The following is a 16,062-nucleotide window of genomic DNA, read 5'->3' on the forward strand; positions in this document are numbered from 1 at the left end:
CCTGCGCTTCGCTATCCGTGAAGGCGGCCGTACCGTCGGCGCCGGCGTCGTGGCCAAGATCATCGAGTAATCCTGTCCCAAGACGCACAAGGAATTGCCATGTCCAAGCAAAAAATCCGCATCCGTCTGAAGGCCTTCGATTACAAGCTGATCGACCAGTCGGCAGCTGAAATCGTTGACACCGCCAAGCGCACCGGCGCGATCGTCAAGGGCCCCGTGCCCCTGCCCACGCGCATGAAGCGTTTCGACATCCTGCGTTCGCCGCACGTCAACAAGACGTCGCGCGACCAGCTCGAAATCCGCACGCACCAGCGCCTGATGGACATCGTCGATCCCACGGACAAGACGGTGGACGCACTGATGAAGCTCGACCTGCCCGCTGGCGTCGACGTCGAGATCAAGCTGCAGTAATTCGCATGCTCCGGCGGCGAGGCCGCCGGTTCTTGTGAAAATAACGCGAACTTGCTTGCAAAAGCAGTTCGCGTTATACTTTGCGGCTTCGCCCTTTTTGCGCAAGCTTTAGGGTGGAGTTTTATCAACCGTCTTTCATGCGCGAGAGCGCAACGCCGGGGCCAATTGAAGTCGCGGCGGTGGAAGTTTTGGAGAAACAAATGAGTCTGAGCAACTCCCTGGGGTTGCTGGGCCGCAAGGTGGGCATGATGCGCCTGTTCACCGATGATGGGGACGCAGTTCCTGTCACGGTGGTGGATGTGTCGAACAACCGTGTGACCCAGGTCAAAACCCAAGAGAACGATGGCTATGTGTCCCTGCAGGTCACATTCGGTGCGCGCAAGGCTTCGCGCGTCACCAAGCCGCAAGCCGGTCACCTGGCGAAAGCCGGCGTGGAAGCAGGCGAAATCGTCCGTGAATTCCGCGTGACCGCCGACACCGCTGCCCAGTACCAAGCTGGCGCCGCCGTGCCCGTGGCATCGGTGTTCTCCGCTGGCCAAAAGGTCGACGTGCAAGGCACGACGATCGGTAAGGGCTACGCCGGTACCATCAAGCGCCACAACATGGCTTCGCAGCGCGCGTCGCACGGTAACAGCCGTTCGCACAACGTGCCTGGTTCCATCGGTATGGCGCAGGATCCCGGCCGTGTGTTCCCCGGCAAGCGCATGACCGGCCACATGGGCGACGAAACCGTCACCACGCAAAACCTCGACGTGATTCGCGTGGACGAAGCACGCCAACTGCTCTTGATCAAGGGCGCTGTTCCGGGCTCCAAGGGTGGCTTCGTGACGGTGCGTCCCGCAGTCAAGGCCAAAGCCTCCAAAGGAGCGAACTAATGCAGCTCGAACTCCTGAATGACCAGGGCCAGGCCGCATCCAAGATCGATGCGCCCGAGACCGTGTTTGGTCGTGAATACAACGAAGATCTGGTGCACCAGATCGTGGTCGCTTACCGCGCCAACGGCCGCCAGGGCACCCGTGCCCAGAAGGACCGCGAGCAGGTTCGCCACTCCACCAAAAAGCCCTTCAAGCAAAAGGGCACCGGTCGCGCGCGTGCCGGTATGACGTCTTCGCCGCTGTGGCGTGGGGGCGGTCGGATTTTCCCGAACATGCCCGACGAAAACTTCACCCAGAAGATCAACAAGAAGATGTACCGCGCTGGTATGGCTTCGATCTTCTCGCAGCTGGCCCGCGAAGGCCGTCTGGCCGTGGTGGACTCGCTCACGCTCGAATCGCCCAAGACCAAGGTCCTGGCCGACAAGTTCAAGGCGATGAATCTGCAATCGGTGATGGTGATTGCCGAGGAAGTCGATGAAAACCTGTACCTGGCTTCGCGCAATCTGAAGAACGTGTTCGTCGTCGAACCGCGTTACGCAGATCCCGTGTCGCTGGTGCACTTCAAGAAAGTGCTCGTCACCAAGGGCGCGATCGACCAACTCAAGGAGATGTTCGCATGAGCACGCTCAAGTTTGACGAAGGTCGTCTGATGCAGGTGCTGGTCGCTCCCATCGTGTCCGAAAAGGCCACCATGGTTGCCGAGAAGTCCAACGCTGTGACGTTCAAAGTGCTGCAGAACGCAACCAAGCCCGAAATCAAGGCCGCCGTGGAATTGATGTTCAAGGTCGAGGTCAAGGGCGTTTCTGTGGTGAACACCAAAGGCAAGACCAAGCGCTTTGGCAAGACCGTCGGCCGCCGCGACAACGTGCGCAAGGCCTACGTGACGCTCAAGCCCGGTCAGGAGCTGAACCTCAGCGGGGAGGCTGCGTAATCATGGCTGTCATTAAGATGAAACCCACTTCGCCCGGCCAACGCGCCGTGGTGAAGGTTACCCGTGATCACCTGCACAAGGGTGCGGGTTACGCCCCCCTGCTGGAACCCCAGTTCCAGAAGGCCGGCCGTAACAACAATGGTCACATCACGACGCGCCACAAGGGCGGCGGTCACAAGCACCACTACCGCGTGGTGGACTTCAAGCGCAACAAGGATGGCATCGCCGCCAAGGTTGAGCGCATCGAGTACGACCCGAACCGTACGGCCCACATTGCCCTGGTGTGCTATGCCGACGGTGAGCGTCGCTACATCATCGCTCCCCGTGGTCTGGAAGTCGGCAGCACGCTGATGTCCGGTTCCGAAGCGCCGATCCGCGCAGGCAACACGCTGCCGATCCGCAACATCCCCGTGGGTTCGACGATCCACTGCATCGAGCTCAAGCCCGGTGCCGGTGCCCAGATCGCCCGCTCCGCTGGTGCCTCCGCTACGCTGCTGGCCCGCGAAAGCACCTACGCGCAGGTTCGCATGCGTTCGGGTGAAGTGCGCAAGATCCACATCGAGTGCCGCGCCACGATCGGCGAGGTCGCCAACGAAGAGCACAGCCTGCGCCAACTCGGCAAGGCCGGTGTGAAGCGCTGGATGGGTATCCGCCCGACGGTTCGCGGCGTTGCCATGAACCCGGTGGATCACCCGCACGGTGGTGGCGAAGGCCGCACCGGTGAAGGCCGTCATGCTGTCGATCCTTGGGGCAATCTGACCAAGGGTTATCGCACCCGCAACAACAAGCGCACTCAGAACATGATCGTGTCGCGTCGCAAGAAGTAAGGGGTAACAGATGACTCGCTCTCTCAAAAAGGGTCCGTTTGTTGACCATCACCTCGTGGCCAAGGTCGAGAAGGCCATTGCCACGAAGGACAAGAAGCCGATCAAGACCTGGTCGCGCCGCTCCATGGTTCTGCCCGAGTTCATCGGTCTGACCATCGCCGTGCACAACGGCAAGCAGCACGTGCCGGTTTATGTTACCGACCAGATGGTGGGCCACAAGCTGGGCGAATTCGCCCTGACGCGCACCTTCAAGGGTCACCCCGCGGACAAAAAAGTCCAGAAGAAATAAGGAGTAACTCATGTCTGAAACACGTGCAGTCCTCCGTGGCGTTCGCCTGTCGGTCGACAAGGGCCGTCTGGTGGCTGACCTCATCCGTGGCAAGAAAGTGGATCAAGCCCTGAACATCCTCACGTTCACGCAGAAAAAAGCTGCGGGCATCGTGAAGAAGGTGCTGGAGTCCGCTATCGCCAATGCCGAGCACAACGACGGCGCCGATATTGACGAACTCCGCGTCAAGACGATCTACGTCGAGCAAGGCACCACGCTCAAGCGTTTCACCGCGCGCGCCAAAGGCCGCGGCAACCGCATCAGCAAGCCCACGTGCCATGTGTACGTGACGGTGGGCAACTGAGGCCAGAGGAAGACTATGGGACAGAAAATCCATCCTACCGGTTTCCGCCTGGCGGTCAGCCGCAACTGGGCCAGCCGTTGGTACGCCAGCAACCGTGACTTCGCCGGCATGCTGGCCGAAGACATCAAGGTGCGTGAGTACCTCAAGGCCAAGCTGAAGAATGCCGCCGTGTCGCGCATTCTGATCGAGCGCCCCGCCAAGAACGCCCGCATCACCATTTTCTCGGCACGTCCGGGCGTGGTGATCGGCAAGAAGGGCGAGGACATCGAAAGCCTGAAGAAGGAACTGGCGTCGCGCCTGGGCGTGCCGGTGGCAGTGAACATCGAAGAAGTGCGCAAGCCCGAAATCGATGCCAAGCTGATCGCCGACAGCATCACCCAGCAGCTCGAAAAGCGCATCATGTTCCGCCGCGCCATGAAGCGTGCCATGCAGAACGCCATGCGTCTGGGTGCCCAGGGCATCAAGATCATGTCGTCGGGCCGTCTGAACGGTATCGAAATCGCCCGTACCGAGTGGTACCGCGAAGGCCGTGTGCCGCTGCACACCCTGCGCGCCGACATCGACTACGGCACCTCCGAAGCCAAGACCACCTACGGTGTGATCGGCGTGAAGGTGTGGGTCTACAAGGGTGACACGCTGGGCCGTAATGACCTGCCCGCCGTGGAAACGCCCCGCCCCGACGACGAGCGCCGTCCGCGTGGCCCCCGCCGTGAAGGCCGCCCTGGCGACCGCAACGACCGTGGTCCCGGCGCAGGCCGTGGCCCGCGCCGCCCTGCTGGCGTGAACGCCGCACCGGCCGACGGTAGCGACAAGCCCGCAGGCGCCGGTGGCGCCGATGCAACCGCCGTTAAGCGCGTTCGTAAAGCAGACGCGCCCGCTACAGCAGCGGACGGTAAAGGAGAATAAAGATGCTGCAACCTGCTCGCCGCAAATACCGCAAGGAGCAAAAAGGCCGCAACACTGGTATCGCGACCCGGGGTAACTCGGTGGCGTTCGGTGATTTCGGTCTGAAGTGCACCGACCGTGGCCGCCTGACGGCCCGCCAGATCGAGGCTGCACGCCGTGCAATCTCCCGCCACGTCAAGCGTGGTGGCCGTATCTGGATCCGCGTGTTCCCGGACAAGCCCATTTCCTCCAAGCCCGCTGAAGTGCGTATGGGTAACGGTAAGGGCAACCCCGAGTACTACGTGGCCGAAATCCAGCCCGGCAAGATCGTGTTCGAAATCCTCGGCGTGCCCGAAGAACTCGCCCGCGAAGCCTTCCGTCTGGCTGCCGCCAAGCTTCCCCTGCGCACCACGTTCGTGGCCCGCATGGTTGGCCAGTAATTTCAGGAGAAACTGATATGAATACTGCTGAACTGCGCCAAAAAGACGTTGCTGGCATCAAGGAAGAAATCAAGGCGCTGCAGAAGGCCCACTTCGGCCTGCGCATGCAGAAGGCTACGCAGCAGCTGGGTAACACCGGCACGCTGCGCACCACCCGCCGCGACATCGCCCGTGCCAAGACCATTCTTGCTGAAAAGCAAGCCGCCAAGTAAGTAGGAGCGAACATGACGGAAGCTAAAAAATCCCTCAAGCGCACCTTGATTGGCAAGGTGGTCAGCGACAAGCGTGCAAAGACCGTGACCGTGCTGGTTGAGCGCCGTGTGAAGCACGAGCTCTACGGCAAGATCGTTGCCAAGTCGAGCAAGTACCACGCGCACGACGAGAACAACGAGTTCCACACGGGCGACGTGATTGAAATCACCGAGAGCCGTCCGCTCTCGAAGACCAAGAACTGGGTTGCCACCCGTCTGGTCACAAAGGCTGTCCTGGTGTAAGCCTTCCCGGCTTCGCGCTGCAAGGCCTGTGAAAACGACCCACAATGTGGGTCGTTTTTCTTTTTTGGGCGCCTGGCTTTCGGTGGCGCCCATCCAACGGTTCACAGGAGGCCCACATGATCCAGATTGGCGACACCCTTCCAGACACCACCCTGATGGAGTTCATCGAGGTGGAAGGCAGCGGCTGCAGCCTTGGCCCCAACCCCGTCCAGGTGGGTTCCGCGACGGCGGGCAAGACGATCGCGCTGTTTGCCGTGCCCGGTGCCTTCACGCCCACCTGCTCGGCCAAGCACGTGCCAGGCTACGTCGAGAAAGCAGCGGAATTCAAGGCGGCCGGTATCGACGAAATCTGGTGCCTTGCCGTGAACGATGCCTTCGTCATGGGGGCCTGGGCCCGCGACCAGAAGACCGCTGGCGCCGTTCGCATGTTGGCCGACGGCGATGCCGCATTTGCCAAGGCCACGGGATTGACACTCGACCTGAATGGCAAGGGCCTGGGGCTGCGCAGCAATCGCTATTCGATGCTCGTGAAGAACGGCAAGGTCGTGCAACTGAACATCGAAGGCCCCGGCAAGTTCGAGGTCAGCGACGCGGACACGCTGCTGTCGCAGGCGCGCGTCGCGGCCTGAGCGCCAGCGCGGGAAAGCCGCGCTGCCCACGGGAGCATCAGGAGATGTCGGCCTTCAGGTAGTGCGCGCCCGGAATCGGGTTGTGGTAGTAGGGCGGCACTTCTTCGAAGCCGAGGTCTGCGTAGAGCGCTCGCGCGGATTCCATTTCGTCCAGCGTATCGAGCAGCACGCAGGCGTAACCTGCCTGGCGCGCGGCATCCAGCGTGGCCTCCGCCAGTTGCCTGCCCAAGCCGAAGCCGCGGAAGGCTTTGCGGACATACAGCCGTTTCATCTCGGCGGCGTTGGGGTAGTCGGCGTTGTCGAGAGGCCGCAGGGCGCAGCATCCGGCGGCTTCGCCATCCACGCGTGCCAGCAGCAGCGTGCCGCGTGGCGCCGCATAGTCTCCGGGCAGGCTGGCCAGTTCGGCATCGAACTGCTGGAAACAGAGATCAATGCCCAGGCTGTGGGCGTATTCCTGAAAAAGCTCGCGCAGCGCGTCGATTTCCACTGGCCCGCTGGGGGGCTGCAAAGTCACTGAGGGGGTATCCACTTCTCGAACATTTCAATGGGAGAAGCGGCAGTGTAGCGGCTGGCCACGGGCCGCGGTACAGGGCAATCCATGAACCCGCGAGACATCGGCCAGGGGAGGGTCGCAGGGTCAGGAGCCCGCAAGCAAGGTCTCGATCAATGCGTGCAGTTCCTTGAAATCGGGCGCGCCCACGTAGGTCTTCACGATGTCGCCGCGCTTGTTCACGATGTAGGTCGTGGGCGTGATGCGCACATCGCCCCAGGCCTTGGCCACGGCGCCGGTGTTGTCGATCGCCACCTTGAAGGGCAGTTTGCGCGTCTCGGCGAAATTGACGACATAGCTGGGTGGGTCGTAGCTCATCGCCACCGCCACGGTTTCAAAGCCCCGGGCATGGAATTTCTGGTGCGTGGCCACGATGTCGGGCATCTCGGCCACACAGGTGGTGCAACTGGTGGCCCAGAAATTGACCAGCGTGACCTTGCCTCGCAAATCAGCGGTGGTCTGGCGCGAGCCATCCAGCAGGACGAAGGTCGATTCGGGTGCCGGTGTCTGGCTGCACCCAGGCAGCAGCAAAGCCCCCGTGGAAACCGCTGCCACCATTGCCACTGACACCATCGCTTGCTTGAACCGCATAGACATTCCAGAGAAAGAGCCCGCATTGTGCGACAGCACAGGGCGGCTTGAGGGATACAGGGGCATGCCAGAGCCTGGCACGCAAACCGGTTGGACACAGAACGAGGGTATTGGTTCAGGCGCATGGCTCGGCCCGTCCTTGTGCCGATAATCGGGCGATGATCCGAATCCTTGGCCTGGGCGTGACGGGCTTGCTGATGGCATGCAGCCCGGCGCTCGACTGGCGCGAAGCCATGCTGCCGTCAGCCTCCATGAGCGTCAGCCTGCCTTGCAAACCCGAACAGGCACGTCGGCCCGTGGCATTGGCTGGACAGTCCGTGGAAATGCACATGGTGGGCTGCGAGGCCGATGGAGCCACCTTTGCCGCAGCCTGTGCGGCCTTGCCAGAGCCAGCACTCGCGGGCGCCGCGCTGACTCACTGGCGCGCCGCAGTCTGGGCAGGCATGCAGGCGCCAGCGCAGGGGCAGCCCGGGGCACCGCTGGACCAACCCTTCTTGCCCGCTGGCGCGCTGGATTTGCCGCAATCGGTGCGCAGCGTGGCTACTGGCCGCCAGCCTGGCGGCGACGCCGTGCACGCGCAGGCCGTGTGGTTCGCACGCGTGCGCGGGCCGCAGGTCAGCGTGTGCCATGCGATCGTGCTGAGCGCGCAGCCGCGCCCCGCCGTGGCCGATGCCTTCATCGCCGGGCTGGCGCTGCGGTGATGCTGCTGCAGCGGCGCGCGGCCGTCATTGTTTTCCTGGCCTTTGCCGGTGCCTATTTCCTGTCGGCCCTGCTGCGTGGCGTCACGGGCACGCTGGCGCCCACGCTGGCCCAGGAATTCGTCCTGCAGGCCCGCGACCTGGGACTGCTCTCGGGAGGCTACTTCCTGGGCTTTTCCCTGACCCAGCTGCCACTCGGGCGCTGGCTTGACCGCCATGGACCGCGCACCGTGCAGATGGGTTTCCTGGGCGTTGCCGTGCTTGGCTGCCTGGTTTTTGCCACGGCCGGCAGCTTTGGTGGGCTGCTGTTGGGCCGCATGCTGGTGGGCGCGGGCGTCAGCGCCTGCCTGATGGCGCCGCTCACGGGCTACCGGCGCTGGTTCACGTCGGCGGCGCAATTGCGCGCGAATTCCTGGATGCTCATGACCGGATCGCTCGGCATGGTGGCGTCCACCTTGCCGGTGCAGTGGCTGCTGCCGCTGGCCGGCTGGCGGCCGGTCTTCTGGGTGCTGGCGGTGCTGTTGCTGCTGGCCCTGGCGGGCATCACCCTGGGCGTGCCCCGGTGGGAGCCGCCGCAGGGGGAGCCTGCTGCAGGGCCTGCGGGAACCGCACGGCAGCGTATGGATGACGGCAGCTACGCCATGGTCTGGTGCAACCCTTATTTCCAGCGCCTCCTGCCCTTGGCTTTTTTCACCTATGGCGGCATGGTGGCCATGCAGACGCTGTGGGCTGGCCCCTGGATCCAGAATGTGGGCGGGCAGACGCCGCTGCAGGCCGCCACCGGGTTGTTCTGGATCAGCGCCGCGATGCTGTGCACCTTCTGGACCTGGGGCCTGGTCAGCCCCTGGCTGCACCGCCGGGGGCTGGAGGTGAACCGCATGATGGCCTGGGGCCTGCCCATCAGCCTCGTGGTGCTGGCGGCCATCGTCGTGCTCGGACCGTCGGCCGGGGCGGGCGCCTGGGCCTTGTTCTGCGCTTCCTCCACCTTCGTTTCGCAGTCCCAGCCCGCGCTGGCCATGACCTTTCCGCAGGCACAGGCGGGGCGCGCGCTGTCGGCCTACAACCTGGTGGTCTTTGTCGGCGTGTTCGTGGTGCAGTGGGGCGTGGGCCTGGCGATTGACGGGTTCATGGCCGCTGGCCTGGGCACCGTGGATGCCTACCGGGCGGCCATGGCGCTCTACCTGGCCTGCAATACCGCCGCCTACGCCTGGTTCATGCTGCGCGGGCGCGGCCATAATGGACACCAGAACGCCGAAAAATGAGCACGCGCATCTTCATCATCGCCCACGCCCCGCTGGCCCACGCATTGCGCGAATGCGCGCTGCATGTGTTCCCCGATTGCGCCGCCAGCGTGCTGGTGCTCGATGTGCAGCCCCAGGCCGCGCCCGAGGACACCCTGGCCCAGGCACGCAACCAGCTGGCGGCGCAGGGCGAGGCGCCCACCCTGGTGCTGACCGATGTGTTCGGTGCCACGCCGTGCAATGTCGCGCAGCGCCTCGTGGAAGGGCGTCAGGCGCGCCTCGTGACCGGCGTGAACCTGCCCATGTTGCTGCGCACCGTGTGCTACCGGGCCGAGCCGCTCGACGCCCTGGTGCAGCGCGCCGTGGTGGGCGGCACGCAGGGCGTGATGCAGGTGGCCGTCACCGCGCCGCAGAACCAGACAACCAGAACGCATGATCAAGACCAGCACGACCATCAGCAATAAGCTCGGCCTGCACGCCCGCGCGTCGGCCAAGCTCACCAAGCTCGCCGGCAGCTTTCCCTGCGACGTCTTCATGAGCCGGGGTGAGCGGCGCATCAACGCCAAGAGCATCATGGGCGTGATGATGCTCGCCGCCGGCCTGGGCACCACGGTCGAGATCGAGACCAGCGGCGACCGCGAGCAGGAGGCCATGGACGCCCTGCTGGCCCTGATCGCCGACAAGTTCGGCGAAGGCGAGTGATGCCATGACCTTCTCCGTCCCGGGCCTGGCCGTCGCGCGTGGCATCGCCATCGGGCGCGCGGTGCTGGTGGGCTCCAGCCGTGTCGAGGTGGCGCACTATTTCGTCGAGCCGCACCAGATCGAGGACGAGATCGAACGCGTGCGGCGCGGCCGCAATGCCGTGGTCGAGGAGCTGCAGCGCCTGCAGGGCGAAATGCCGCAGGACGCGCCGCCCGAGCTGACCGCGCTGCTCGACGTGCATCTCATGCTGCTGCAGGACGAGATGCTGACCAGCGGCGTCAAGCACTGGATCACCGAGCGCCTGTACAACGCCGAGTGGGCGCTGACCACGCAGCTCGAAGTCATCGGCCGCCAGTTCGACGAGATGGAGGACGACTACCTGCGCGAGCGCAAGGCCGATCTGGAGCAGGTGGTCGACCGCATCCTGCGCCACATGAAGGGCGTGGCCCATCCGGTGGCGCCGCCCGCCAGCAGCCCGCGGCGCAAGACGCAGCAGGACCTGCTGCTCGACGACACGGTGGACGTCCCGCTGGTGCTGGTGGCGCACGACCTTTCTCCGGCCGACCTGCTGCAGTTCAAGAAGAGCGTGTTCGCCGGCTTCGTCACCGACGTCGGTGGCAAGACCTCGCACACCGCCATCGTCGCGCGCAGCATGGACATCCCGGCCGTGGTGGGCGCGCGTTCGGCCAGCCAACTGGTGCGCCAGGACGATTGGGTCATCATCGACGGCGATGCGGGGGTGATGATCGTCGACCCCTCCCCCATCATCCTGGCCGAATATGGCTTCCGCCAGCGCCAGATCGAGCTGGAGCGCGAGCGCCTGGCGCGGCTGCGGCACACGCCGGCGGTCACGGTCGATGGCCAGAAGGTCGATCTGCTCGCCAACATCGAGATGCCGGGTGACGCGGTGACGGCCGTGGCCGCCGGCGCCGTGGGCGTGGGGCTGTTTCGCACCGAGTTCCTGTTCATGGGCCGCCTGGGCAACCTCCCGGACGAGGAGGAGCAGTACCACGCCTACCGCGAGGCCGTGGAGGGCATGCAGGGCCTGCCGGTCACCATCCGCACCATCGACATCGGTGCCGACAAGCCGCTGGACAAGGCGCACAAGGATGATTCGCTCAACCCCGCGCTGGGCTTGCGCGCCATCCGCTGGAGCCTGGCCGACCCGGCCATGTTCCGCACCCAGCTGCGCGCTGTGATGCGCGCGGCCGCGCACGGCCAGGTGAACATCCTGTTCCCCATGCTGGCCCACCCGAGCGAGATCACGCAGACGCTGGCGCAGGTGCGCCTGGCGCGCGCCGAGCTGGACGCGCGTGGCGCCGTGCATGGGCCCGCGCGCCTGGGCGCGATGATCGAGGTGCCCGCCGCGGCGCTGATGGTGCGGCACTTCCTGCGCCATTTCGACTTCCTGTCGATTGGCACCAACGACCTGATCCAGTACACCCTGGCCATCGACCGCGCCGACGAATCGGTGGCGCACCTGTACGACCCCATGCACCCGGCCGTGCTGCGCCTCGTGGCCGACGTCATCGCCGAATGCCGGGCGCAGGGCAAGGGCGTCTCGGTCTGCGGCGAGGCGGCGGGCGATCTCGCCATGACGCGCCTGCTGCTCGGGCTGGGCCTGCGCAGCTTCTCCATGCACCCGGCGCAGATCCTGGCGATCAAGCAGGAAGTGCTGCGCGCCGACACGCGCAAGCTCTCCGTGTGGGCGCGCACCGTGCTGGACGACGAAGGTGCCGAGACGCGCGCCGCGATTTGATCGCTATTGATTTTATAGCTATTGGTGCCCATTTATAGGGCGTCAGGGCCGTTTTTCCTGAGATAAATCAGCGTGCCCGCATGCCCAGCACGGCCGCGCCGATGATCATGGCCGTGGCCAGCGCCAGGCTGGCGCTGAAGCCGCGTCCGCTCACCAGCACCAGCAGCGTCGTCGAGGCCAGCGGCGTGATGTAGCTCAGGATGCCGATGTGGCGCGCATCGCCGAGCTTGAGCGCCTTGTCCCACAGGTAGAACGAGGCCCCCAGCGGCCCCAGGCCCAGTACCGCCAGCAGCGCCCAGTCGCGCGCCTGCAGCGTGGCGGCGGGCTCCAGCAGCGCGTGGCACAGCAGTGACAGCAGGCCCGACACCAGCCCGAACAGGCCGATGGCCGTCGTTGGGAAGGCCGCCACGCGCTTGGTCAGCAGCGAATAGGTCGCCCAGATGAAGGCCGCCGCCGCCGCCGGCAGGTAGCCCCAGGCCAGCGTGCCGCTGAGCTCGCGCCCGCCCGCGATCGCCATGGCCGCGCCGCCGAAGCCCAGCAGGGCCGCCAGCACATGCGGCAGGCGCAGCGCCACGCCCGGCAGCACCACGGGCGCCAGCACCACGATGAACAGCGGCCACAGGTAGTTGACCAGGTTGGCCTCCACGGGCGGCGCGTTGCGCAGCGCGATGAACAGCAGGAAGTGGTAGGCGAACAGGCCGTACACCCCCAGCGCCAGCGTGCGCAGCGGAATACGCCATTGCGACGGGTCGCGCAGCACCAGCGGCCAGGCCGGCACGCTGCCGATCACCAGCGCGATGCCGGTCAGCAGGAAAGGCGGAACATGGGTGAGCGAGACGCCCAGCGAGGCGAGCGAGGCCCACAGGGCGATGGCGCCCAGCGCGTACAGATTGGCTTGCATGGCGCGAGCTTAAGCGCCGGCACCATCGCGCGGCGCGGGCGCATCGTCGCGCAACGCGGGTTCGCGGCGGCGCAGGGCGGCCGTCAGCGCCGAGGGCGAGCGGTAGCCGGTGCGGCGCGCCACCTCGGCCACGGGCAGGCCGCGCGCGCGCAGCCACTGCGCCTGGTCCAGCCGCAGGCCGCGCAGCCAGGCCATGGCGGCCAGGCCCTGCTCCTCGCGGCAGCGCGCGGCGAACTGGGCCGGGCTCAGGTGCGTGCGCTCGGCCAGGTCGGCGACGGTGAGCGGGTGCTGCCACTGGCCGGCGGCCCACAGGCGCAGCGCCTGCCAATCGATGGCGCGGCGCCGGGGGGACGGGCGCGGGGCAGATGCGGCGCCGGGCAGCCAGGCCTCGCGCAGCAGCGCCGGCCCCTGCGCCTGGGCCAGCGGCAAACCTTGCTGCAACGCGCTGGCCAGGTAGCGCGCCAGGGGCAGCGCGTGGGCGGCGGGAGCAGGGTGCGCCATGCAGCGCGCCCAGCCGGGGTGGTCGCTGTCGAGCACCAGGCACAGGCTGCCGTGGGCGGATTCGAAGTCGTGGCGCGCGCCGGGCTCGATCACGCAGCCGCCGCCACTGGCCACGCGCAGGCCGCGCCCTTCCACTTCGAGGTCGAGCGCGCCCGACAGGCCCAGCAGGATCTGGAAATGGCCGTGGCTGTGGCTGCCTGGCGAGGCGCCGTAGTGCCGCAGCGAAAGGGCTTCGGCCTGGTCCATGCGCAGCCCTGCCAGCGTTTACACGCCGGCCGACTTGGCCTGCTGGTCGGCGTGGTAGCTCGAACGCACCATGGCGCCCACGGCGGCGTGCGAGAAGCCCATCTTGTAGGCCTCGGCCTCGAACATCTTGAAGGTGTCGGGGTGCACGTAGCGGCGCACCGGCAGGTGGCTGTTGCTGGGGGCGAGGTACTGGCCGATGGTCAGCATGGAGATGTCGTGCGCGCGCATGTCCTGCATGACCTGCAGGATTTCCTCGTCGGTCTCGCCCAAGCCGACCATGATGCCGCTCTTGGTGGGGATGCTCGGGTTCTGGGCCTTGAACTTCTTCAGCAGGTTCAGGCTGAACTGGTAGTCGGAACCGGGGCGGGCTTCCTTGTAGAGGCGCGGCGCGGTTTCGAGGTTGTGGTTCATCACGTCGGGCGGCGCTTCCTGCAGGATGCTGAGCGCGCGGTCGTCGCGGCCCCGGAAGTCGGGCGTGAGGATCTCGATCTGCGTGCTGGGCGAGAGCGCGCGGATCTGGCGGATGCATTCGGCGAAATGGCCGGCGCCGCCGTCGCGCAGGTCGTCGCGGTCCACGCTGGTGATGACGGCGTACTTCAGGCGCAGCTTGGCGATGGTGCGGGCCAGGTTCAGGGGTTCTTCCTGGTCCAGCGCGTCGGGACGGCCGTGGCCCACGTCGCAGAACGGGCAGCGGCGCGTGCACTTGTCGCCCATGATCATGAACGTGGCTGTGCCGTGGCCGAAGCATTCGCCGATGTTCGGGCAGGAGGCTTCCTCGCACACGGTGTTGAGCTTGCTCTCGCGCAGGATCTGCTTGATCTCGTAGAAGCGCGTGGTCGGCGAGCCGGCCTTGACGCGGATCCATTCGGGCTTCTTCAGCACCTCGGCCTGCTCGACCTTGATGGGGATGCGCGAGAGCTTGGCGGCGGCCTTCTGCTTGGCCAGCGGGTTGTAGTCTGCGGTGGATTGCGCTTCGCGCACGACGTCGGAGGTGCTCATGGCTGGTGGCGGGTCAGGGCGCGAGCCGGATGCTGAGCTGTTTGCCCAGCACGTCTGCGGCCTCTTCCCAAGTGGTGTGGACCCCGATTGTAGAAAGGTCCACCGTTCGCAAGCCTGCATAACCACAAGGGTTGATGCGCGCGTAGGGTTCCAGGTCCATGGCCACGTTGAGCGCCACGCCGTGGTAGGTGCAGTGGCGGCTGACCTTCAGGCCCAGCGCCGCGATCTTGCCCAGACCCGTGAAATCGGGCGTGTGGCCCGGGCCGCCGGCGCCCTTCTGCGGGCGCTGGGGCAGCCGGGCGTGGCTGTGCGGATCGTCCAGGCGCACATAGATGCCCGGTGCCGAGGCCACGCGGTGGCCCGTGATGCCGAAGTGCGCCAGCGTGCGGATCACGGCCTCCTCGATGCGGTAGACGTATTCCTTGACGTAGTAACCGGCGCGTTGCAGGTCCAGCAGCGGGTAAGCCACCACCTGGCCCGGGCCGTGGAAGGTGACCTGGCCGCCCCGGTTGGTGGGCACGACGGGGATATTGCCGGGGTTCAGCAGGTGCGCGCGCGTGCCCGCAAGTCCCAGGGTGTAAACCGGGGGGTGCTCGCAAATCCATAGCTGATCGGGTTCATCGGATGTGCGTTGGGCCGTGAAGTCCTGCATGGCCTGGTAGGTGGGCAGGTAGGGCACGCGGCCCAGCATGTGGGCTTCGAGGGGGGCGGGTGCGTGCATGTCAGAGCACGACCTTGACCATCGGATGCGACGAGAGCGCGTGGTACAGGCCGTCCAGCTGCTCGCGGCTGGTGGCCGTGATGGTGAGGGTCAGGCCCAGGTACTTGCCGCCGCTGCTTTCGCGCTGCTCGATGCTGGCCGCGTCGAACCCGGGGTCGAAGCGCCGGGCGACCTCGGCGATGGCCGGAATGAACCCCTCCGCGCGCAGGCCCATCACCTTGATGGGGAAGCGCGAGGGGTATTCGATCAGGGAGTCCTTGCGCGGGTCGGTGCCATCGGGCAGGGGGCCGTTGCCGGCCGGGATGGAAGTCATGGTTGTGCTCTTTAATTGATAGCTGCTGGCGCTTTGCCATTATGCCTTGGAGGGCATTTGTTGCACTGATGTGGTGCATCCCTGGCGCCGGCCTGTGCGTTGGTGGTGCGCAACGGCGCGGACCGGGCAAAACGTGCAATCCGGCACGGAGTTGGAAAGCATTGCTGTTGTGCCCGGGTTTTTACTTATAATCAATGGCTTTGTGAAAGTTTCAGCAAGTTACGCGGAGCACGAACGATGCAAAAAATCGCTCCCGAGACGGAAGCTGAGGCTGAAGATCCTGACTTCAAGCCCCTGACCGCCCAAGAGGCGCAGGAGTGGCGCAAGCGGCACCCAGCGGTGTCGGTGTGGCGGCTGGTGGCGGCGCAGGCCCTCATGGGGGTGCTGGTGGCCATGGTGTCCTGGGGGGTGTCTGGCGAATCGCATGTGGCCTGGTCGGCAGGCTATGGCGCACTGTCGGTGGTGCTGCCCGCTGCGCTGTTTGCGCGCGGCATGGCGCGTCAGCGCGGGGCGGTCTCCACGCGGGTGGCCATGGTGGGATTCTTTGGCTGGGAATTGGTCAAGATCGTGCTGACCGTCGCCATGCTGGCTGCGGCGCCCCGGGTGGTGGCGCAGCTGAGCTGGTTGGCATTGCTGGTCGGCATGGTGGTAACGATGAAAACGTACTGGATCGCGCTCATGGTGCGGCCCGGTGTCCGAAAAACCGATTGATAAAG

General features: G+C 65.6%; 26 protein-coding genes. 19 read left to right on the top strand and 7 right to left on the bottom strand.

What is annotated here, in order from left to right; translation table 11 throughout:
• The 13 genes from D8S75_RS16620 to D8S75_RS16680 form a co-directional block, all read left to right on the top strand.
• A partial coding sequence (locus tag D8S75_RS16620) for an EF-Tu C-terminal domain-related protein (RefSeq protein ID WP_198525954.1) occupies positions 1-70 on the top strand: 70 nt, incomplete at its 5' end.
• 29 nt (positions 71-99) lie between these two features.
• Positions 100-411 carry a 30S ribosomal protein S10 gene (rpsJ, locus tag D8S75_RS16625; protein ID WP_005796953.1) on the top strand — a complete coding sequence of 104 codons (312 nt, stop codon included), beginning with the start codon at positions 100-102 and terminating at the stop codon, positions 409-411.
• Positions 412-611: 200 nt separating this feature from the next.
• Positions 612-1,286, top strand: a complete 675-nt coding sequence (gene rplC, locus D8S75_RS16630) for a 50S ribosomal protein L3 (protein WP_119967495.1) — start codon at positions 612-614, stop codon at positions 1,284-1,286.
• On the top strand, positions 1,286-1,906 hold the full coding sequence (gene rplD, locus D8S75_RS16635; RefSeq protein WP_119967496.1) for a 50S ribosomal protein L4: 621 nt from the start codon (positions 1,286-1,288) through the stop codon (positions 1,904-1,906). Before rplC ends, rplD begins: the two co-directional genes overlap by 1 nt.
• Positions 1,903-2,217 carry a 50S ribosomal protein L23 gene (gene rplW, locus D8S75_RS16640; RefSeq protein WP_119967497.1) on the top strand — a complete coding sequence of 105 codons (315 nt, stop codon included), beginning with the start codon at positions 1,903-1,905 and terminating at the stop codon, positions 2,215-2,217. The genes rplD and rplW overlap by 4 nt, the downstream gene beginning before the upstream one ends.
• Positions 2,218-2,219: 2 nt before the next feature.
• Entirely contained in the window at positions 2,220-3,044 is an 825-nt protein-coding gene (rplB, locus tag D8S75_RS16645; RefSeq protein ID WP_119967498.1) for a 50S ribosomal protein L2, read from the top strand.
• 10 nt (positions 3,045-3,054) lie between these two features.
• A complete protein-coding gene (gene rpsS / locus D8S75_RS16650; protein ID WP_119967499.1) occupies positions 3,055-3,333 on the top strand; it encodes a 30S ribosomal protein S19 in 279 nt (92 codons plus the stop codon).
• Positions 3,334-3,343: 10 nt separating this feature from the next.
• Positions 3,344-3,676: a 50S ribosomal protein L22 gene (rplV, locus tag D8S75_RS16655; protein WP_119967500.1), complete on the top strand. Its 333-nt coding sequence runs from the start codon at positions 3,344-3,346 to the stop codon at positions 3,674-3,676.
• Between the two features lie 15 nt (positions 3,677-3,691).
• Positions 3,692-4,582 carry a 30S ribosomal protein S3 gene (gene rpsC, locus D8S75_RS16660; RefSeq protein ID WP_119967501.1) on the top strand — a complete coding sequence of 297 codons (891 nt, stop codon included), beginning with the start codon at positions 3,692-3,694 and terminating at the stop codon, positions 4,580-4,582.
• Positions 4,583-4,584: 2 nt separating this feature from the next.
• Entirely contained in the window at positions 4,585-5,001 is a 417-nt protein-coding gene (gene rplP, locus D8S75_RS16665; RefSeq protein WP_119967502.1) for a 50S ribosomal protein L16, read from the top strand.
• A gap of 17 nt (positions 5,002-5,018) precedes the next feature.
• Positions 5,019-5,213 (top strand): 50S ribosomal protein L29, encoded by a 195-nt coding sequence (gene rpmC, locus D8S75_RS16670; RefSeq protein WP_119967503.1) that lies wholly within the window; start codon positions 5,019-5,021, stop codon positions 5,211-5,213.
• A gap of 12 nt (positions 5,214-5,225) precedes the next feature.
• Positions 5,226-5,495 (top strand): 30S ribosomal protein S17, encoded by a 270-nt coding sequence (gene rpsQ, locus D8S75_RS16675; RefSeq protein ID WP_119967504.1) that lies wholly within the window; start codon positions 5,226-5,228, stop codon positions 5,493-5,495.
• A 116-nt stretch (positions 5,496-5,611) separates the two neighbouring features.
• Entirely contained in the window at positions 5,612-6,124 is a 513-nt protein-coding gene (locus tag D8S75_RS16680; protein ID WP_119967505.1) for a peroxiredoxin, read from the top strand.
• 37 nt (positions 6,125-6,161) lie between these two features.
• On the opposite strand, the gene D8S75_RS16685 is transcribed toward D8S75_RS16680, so the two are convergent.
• Together D8S75_RS16685 and D8S75_RS16690 are read right to left on the bottom strand one after the other, a co-directional pair.
• The gene (locus D8S75_RS16685; RefSeq protein WP_119967506.1) at positions 6,162-6,653 is read right to left on the bottom strand and encodes a GNAT family N-acetyltransferase; all 492 of its coding nucleotides are present in this window, start codon (positions 6,651-6,653) and stop codon (positions 6,162-6,164) included.
• 108 nt (positions 6,654-6,761) lie between these two features.
• Positions 6,762-7,232 carry a peroxiredoxin family protein gene (locus D8S75_RS16690; RefSeq protein ID WP_232829090.1) on the bottom strand — a complete coding sequence of 157 codons (471 nt, stop codon included), beginning with the start codon at positions 7,230-7,232 and terminating at the stop codon, positions 6,762-6,764.
• Between the two features lie 191 nt (positions 7,233-7,423).
• Here D8S75_RS16690 and D8S75_RS16695 point away from each other — a divergent pair, with 191 nt between their 5' ends.
• From D8S75_RS16695 to ptsP, 5 genes are read left to right on the top strand one after another with little or no spacing between them, the layout of a single operon-like run.
• A complete protein-coding gene (locus D8S75_RS16695; protein ID WP_119967508.1) occupies positions 7,424-7,966 on the top strand; it encodes a hypothetical protein in 543 nt (180 codons plus the stop codon).
• Entirely contained in the window at positions 7,966-9,225 is a 1,260-nt protein-coding gene (locus D8S75_RS16700; protein WP_198673233.1) for an MFS transporter, read from the top strand. Before D8S75_RS16695 ends, D8S75_RS16700 begins: the two co-directional genes overlap by 1 nt.
• The gene (locus tag D8S75_RS16705) at positions 9,222-9,668 is read left to right on the top strand and encodes a PTS sugar transporter subunit IIA (protein ID WP_119967510.1); all 447 of its coding nucleotides are present in this window, start codon (positions 9,222-9,224) and stop codon (positions 9,666-9,668) included. The genes D8S75_RS16700 and D8S75_RS16705 overlap by 4 nt, the downstream gene beginning before the upstream one ends.
• Positions 9,637-9,906 (top strand): HPr family phosphocarrier protein, encoded by a 270-nt coding sequence (locus D8S75_RS16710; RefSeq protein ID WP_119967511.1) that lies wholly within the window; start codon positions 9,637-9,639, stop codon positions 9,904-9,906. Before D8S75_RS16705 ends, D8S75_RS16710 begins: the two co-directional genes overlap by 32 nt.
• Before the next feature lie 4 nt (positions 9,907-9,910).
• Complete coding sequence (gene ptsP, locus D8S75_RS16715; protein ID WP_119967512.1) at positions 9,911-11,665, top strand: phosphoenolpyruvate--protein phosphotransferase; 1,755 nt, start codon at positions 9,911-9,913, stop codon at positions 11,663-11,665.
• Between the two features lie 67 nt (positions 11,666-11,732).
• On the opposite strand, the gene D8S75_RS16720 is transcribed toward ptsP, so the two are convergent.
• From D8S75_RS16720 to D8S75_RS16740, 5 genes are read right to left on the bottom strand one after another with little or no spacing between them, the layout of a single operon-like run.
• The gene (locus D8S75_RS16720) at positions 11,733-12,566 is read right to left on the bottom strand and encodes a DMT family transporter (RefSeq protein WP_119967513.1); all 834 of its coding nucleotides are present in this window, start codon (positions 12,564-12,566) and stop codon (positions 11,733-11,735) included.
• 9 nt (positions 12,567-12,575) lie between these two features.
• Entirely contained in the window at positions 12,576-13,313 is a 738-nt protein-coding gene (locus tag D8S75_RS16725) for an AraC family transcriptional regulator (RefSeq protein ID WP_119967514.1), read from the bottom strand.
• Positions 13,314-13,331: 18 nt separating this feature from the next.
• Positions 13,332-14,312 (bottom strand): lipoyl synthase, encoded by a 981-nt coding sequence (gene lipA / locus D8S75_RS16730; protein WP_119967515.1) that lies wholly within the window; start codon positions 14,310-14,312, stop codon positions 13,332-13,334.
• Positions 14,313-14,325: 13 nt separating this feature from the next.
• Positions 14,326-15,003 carry a lipoyl(octanoyl) transferase LipB gene (gene lipB, locus D8S75_RS16735; RefSeq protein WP_119967531.1) on the bottom strand — a complete coding sequence of 226 codons (678 nt, stop codon included), beginning with the start codon at positions 15,001-15,003 and terminating at the stop codon, positions 14,326-14,328.
• Positions 15,004-15,034: 31 nt separating this feature from the next.
• A complete protein-coding gene (locus D8S75_RS16740; protein WP_119967516.1) occupies positions 15,035-15,346 on the bottom strand; it encodes a YbeD family protein in 312 nt (103 codons plus the stop codon).
• Positions 15,347-15,583: 237 nt separating this feature from the next.
• On the opposite strand from D8S75_RS16740, the gene D8S75_RS16745 reads away from it, so the two are divergent.
• Positions 15,584-16,057, top strand: a complete 474-nt coding sequence (locus D8S75_RS16745; RefSeq protein ID WP_119967517.1) for an ATP synthase subunit I — start codon at positions 15,584-15,586, stop codon at positions 16,055-16,057.
• The last annotated feature ends 5 nt before the right edge of the window (positions 16,058-16,062 follow it).

Source organism: Simplicispira lacusdiani (genome assembly GCF_003604195.1).
Lineage (GTDB): Bacteria > Pseudomonadota > Gammaproteobacteria > Burkholderiales > Burkholderiaceae_C > Simplicispira > Simplicispira lacusdiani.

Bases quoted from the DNA above. Each gene is read 5' to 3' on its own strand.
- rpsJ (WP_005796953.1), top strand. From the start codon at position 100: ATGTCCAAGCAAAAAATCCGCATCCGTCTGAAGGCCTTCGATTACAAG.
- rplC (WP_119967495.1), top strand. From the start codon at position 612: ATGAGTCTGAGCAACTCCCTGGGGTTGCTGGGCCGCAAGGTGGGCATG.
- rplD (WP_119967496.1), top strand. From the start codon at position 1,286: ATGCAGCTCGAACTCCTGAATGACCAGGGCCAGGCCGCATCCAAGATC.
- rplW (WP_119967497.1), top strand. From the start codon at position 1,903: ATGAGCACGCTCAAGTTTGACGAAGGTCGTCTGATGCAGGTGCTGGTC.
- rplB (WP_119967498.1), top strand. From the start codon at position 2,220: ATGGCTGTCATTAAGATGAAACCCACTTCGCCCGGCCAACGCGCCGTG.
- rpsS (WP_119967499.1), top strand. From the start codon at position 3,055: ATGACTCGCTCTCTCAAAAAGGGTCCGTTTGTTGACCATCACCTCGTG.
- rplV (WP_119967500.1), top strand. From the start codon at position 3,344: ATGTCTGAAACACGTGCAGTCCTCCGTGGCGTTCGCCTGTCGGTCGAC.
- rpsC (WP_119967501.1), top strand. From the start codon at position 3,692: ATGGGACAGAAAATCCATCCTACCGGTTTCCGCCTGGCGGTCAGCCGC.
- rplP (WP_119967502.1), top strand. From the start codon at position 4,585: ATGCTGCAACCTGCTCGCCGCAAATACCGCAAGGAGCAAAAAGGCCGC.
- rpmC (WP_119967503.1), top strand. From the start codon at position 5,019: ATGAATACTGCTGAACTGCGCCAAAAAGACGTTGCTGGCATCAAGGAA.
- rpsQ (WP_119967504.1), top strand. From the start codon at position 5,226: ATGACGGAAGCTAAAAAATCCCTCAAGCGCACCTTGATTGGCAAGGTG.
- D8S75_RS16680 (WP_119967505.1), top strand. From the start codon at position 5,612: ATGATCCAGATTGGCGACACCCTTCCAGACACCACCCTGATGGAGTTC.
- D8S75_RS16690 (WP_232829090.1), bottom strand. From the start codon at position 7,232: ATGGTGGCAGCGGTTTCCACGGGGGCTTTGCTGCTGCCTGGGTGCAGC.
- D8S75_RS16695 (WP_119967508.1), top strand. From the start codon at position 7,424: ATGATCCGAATCCTTGGCCTGGGCGTGACGGGCTTGCTGATGGCATGC.
- D8S75_RS16700 (WP_198673233.1), top strand. From the start codon at position 7,966: ATGCTGCTGCAGCGGCGCGCGGCCGTCATTGTTTTCCTGGCCTTTGCC.
- D8S75_RS16705 (WP_119967510.1), top strand. From the start codon at position 9,222: ATGAGCACGCGCATCTTCATCATCGCCCACGCCCCGCTGGCCCACGCA.
- D8S75_RS16710 (WP_119967511.1), top strand. From the start codon at position 9,637: ATGATCAAGACCAGCACGACCATCAGCAATAAGCTCGGCCTGCACGCC.
- ptsP (WP_119967512.1), top strand. From the start codon at position 9,911: ATGACCTTCTCCGTCCCGGGCCTGGCCGTCGCGCGTGGCATCGCCATC.
- D8S75_RS16720 (WP_119967513.1), bottom strand. From the start codon at position 12,566: ATGCAAGCCAATCTGTACGCGCTGGGCGCCATCGCCCTGTGGGCCTCG.
- D8S75_RS16725 (WP_119967514.1), bottom strand. From the start codon at position 13,313: ATGGACCAGGCCGAAGCCCTTTCGCTGCGGCACTACGGCGCCTCGCCA.
- lipA (WP_119967515.1), bottom strand. From the start codon at position 14,312: ATGAGCACCTCCGACGTCGTGCGCGAAGCGCAATCCACCGCAGACTAC.
- lipB (WP_119967531.1), bottom strand. From the start codon at position 15,003: ATGCTGGGCCGCGTGCCCTACCTGCCCACCTACCAGGCCATGCAGGAC.
- D8S75_RS16740 (WP_119967516.1), bottom strand. From the start codon at position 15,346: ATGACTTCCATCCCGGCCGGCAACGGCCCCCTGCCCGATGGCACCGAC.
- D8S75_RS16745 (WP_119967517.1), top strand. From the start codon at position 15,584: ATGCAAAAAATCGCTCCCGAGACGGAAGCTGAGGCTGAAGATCCTGAC.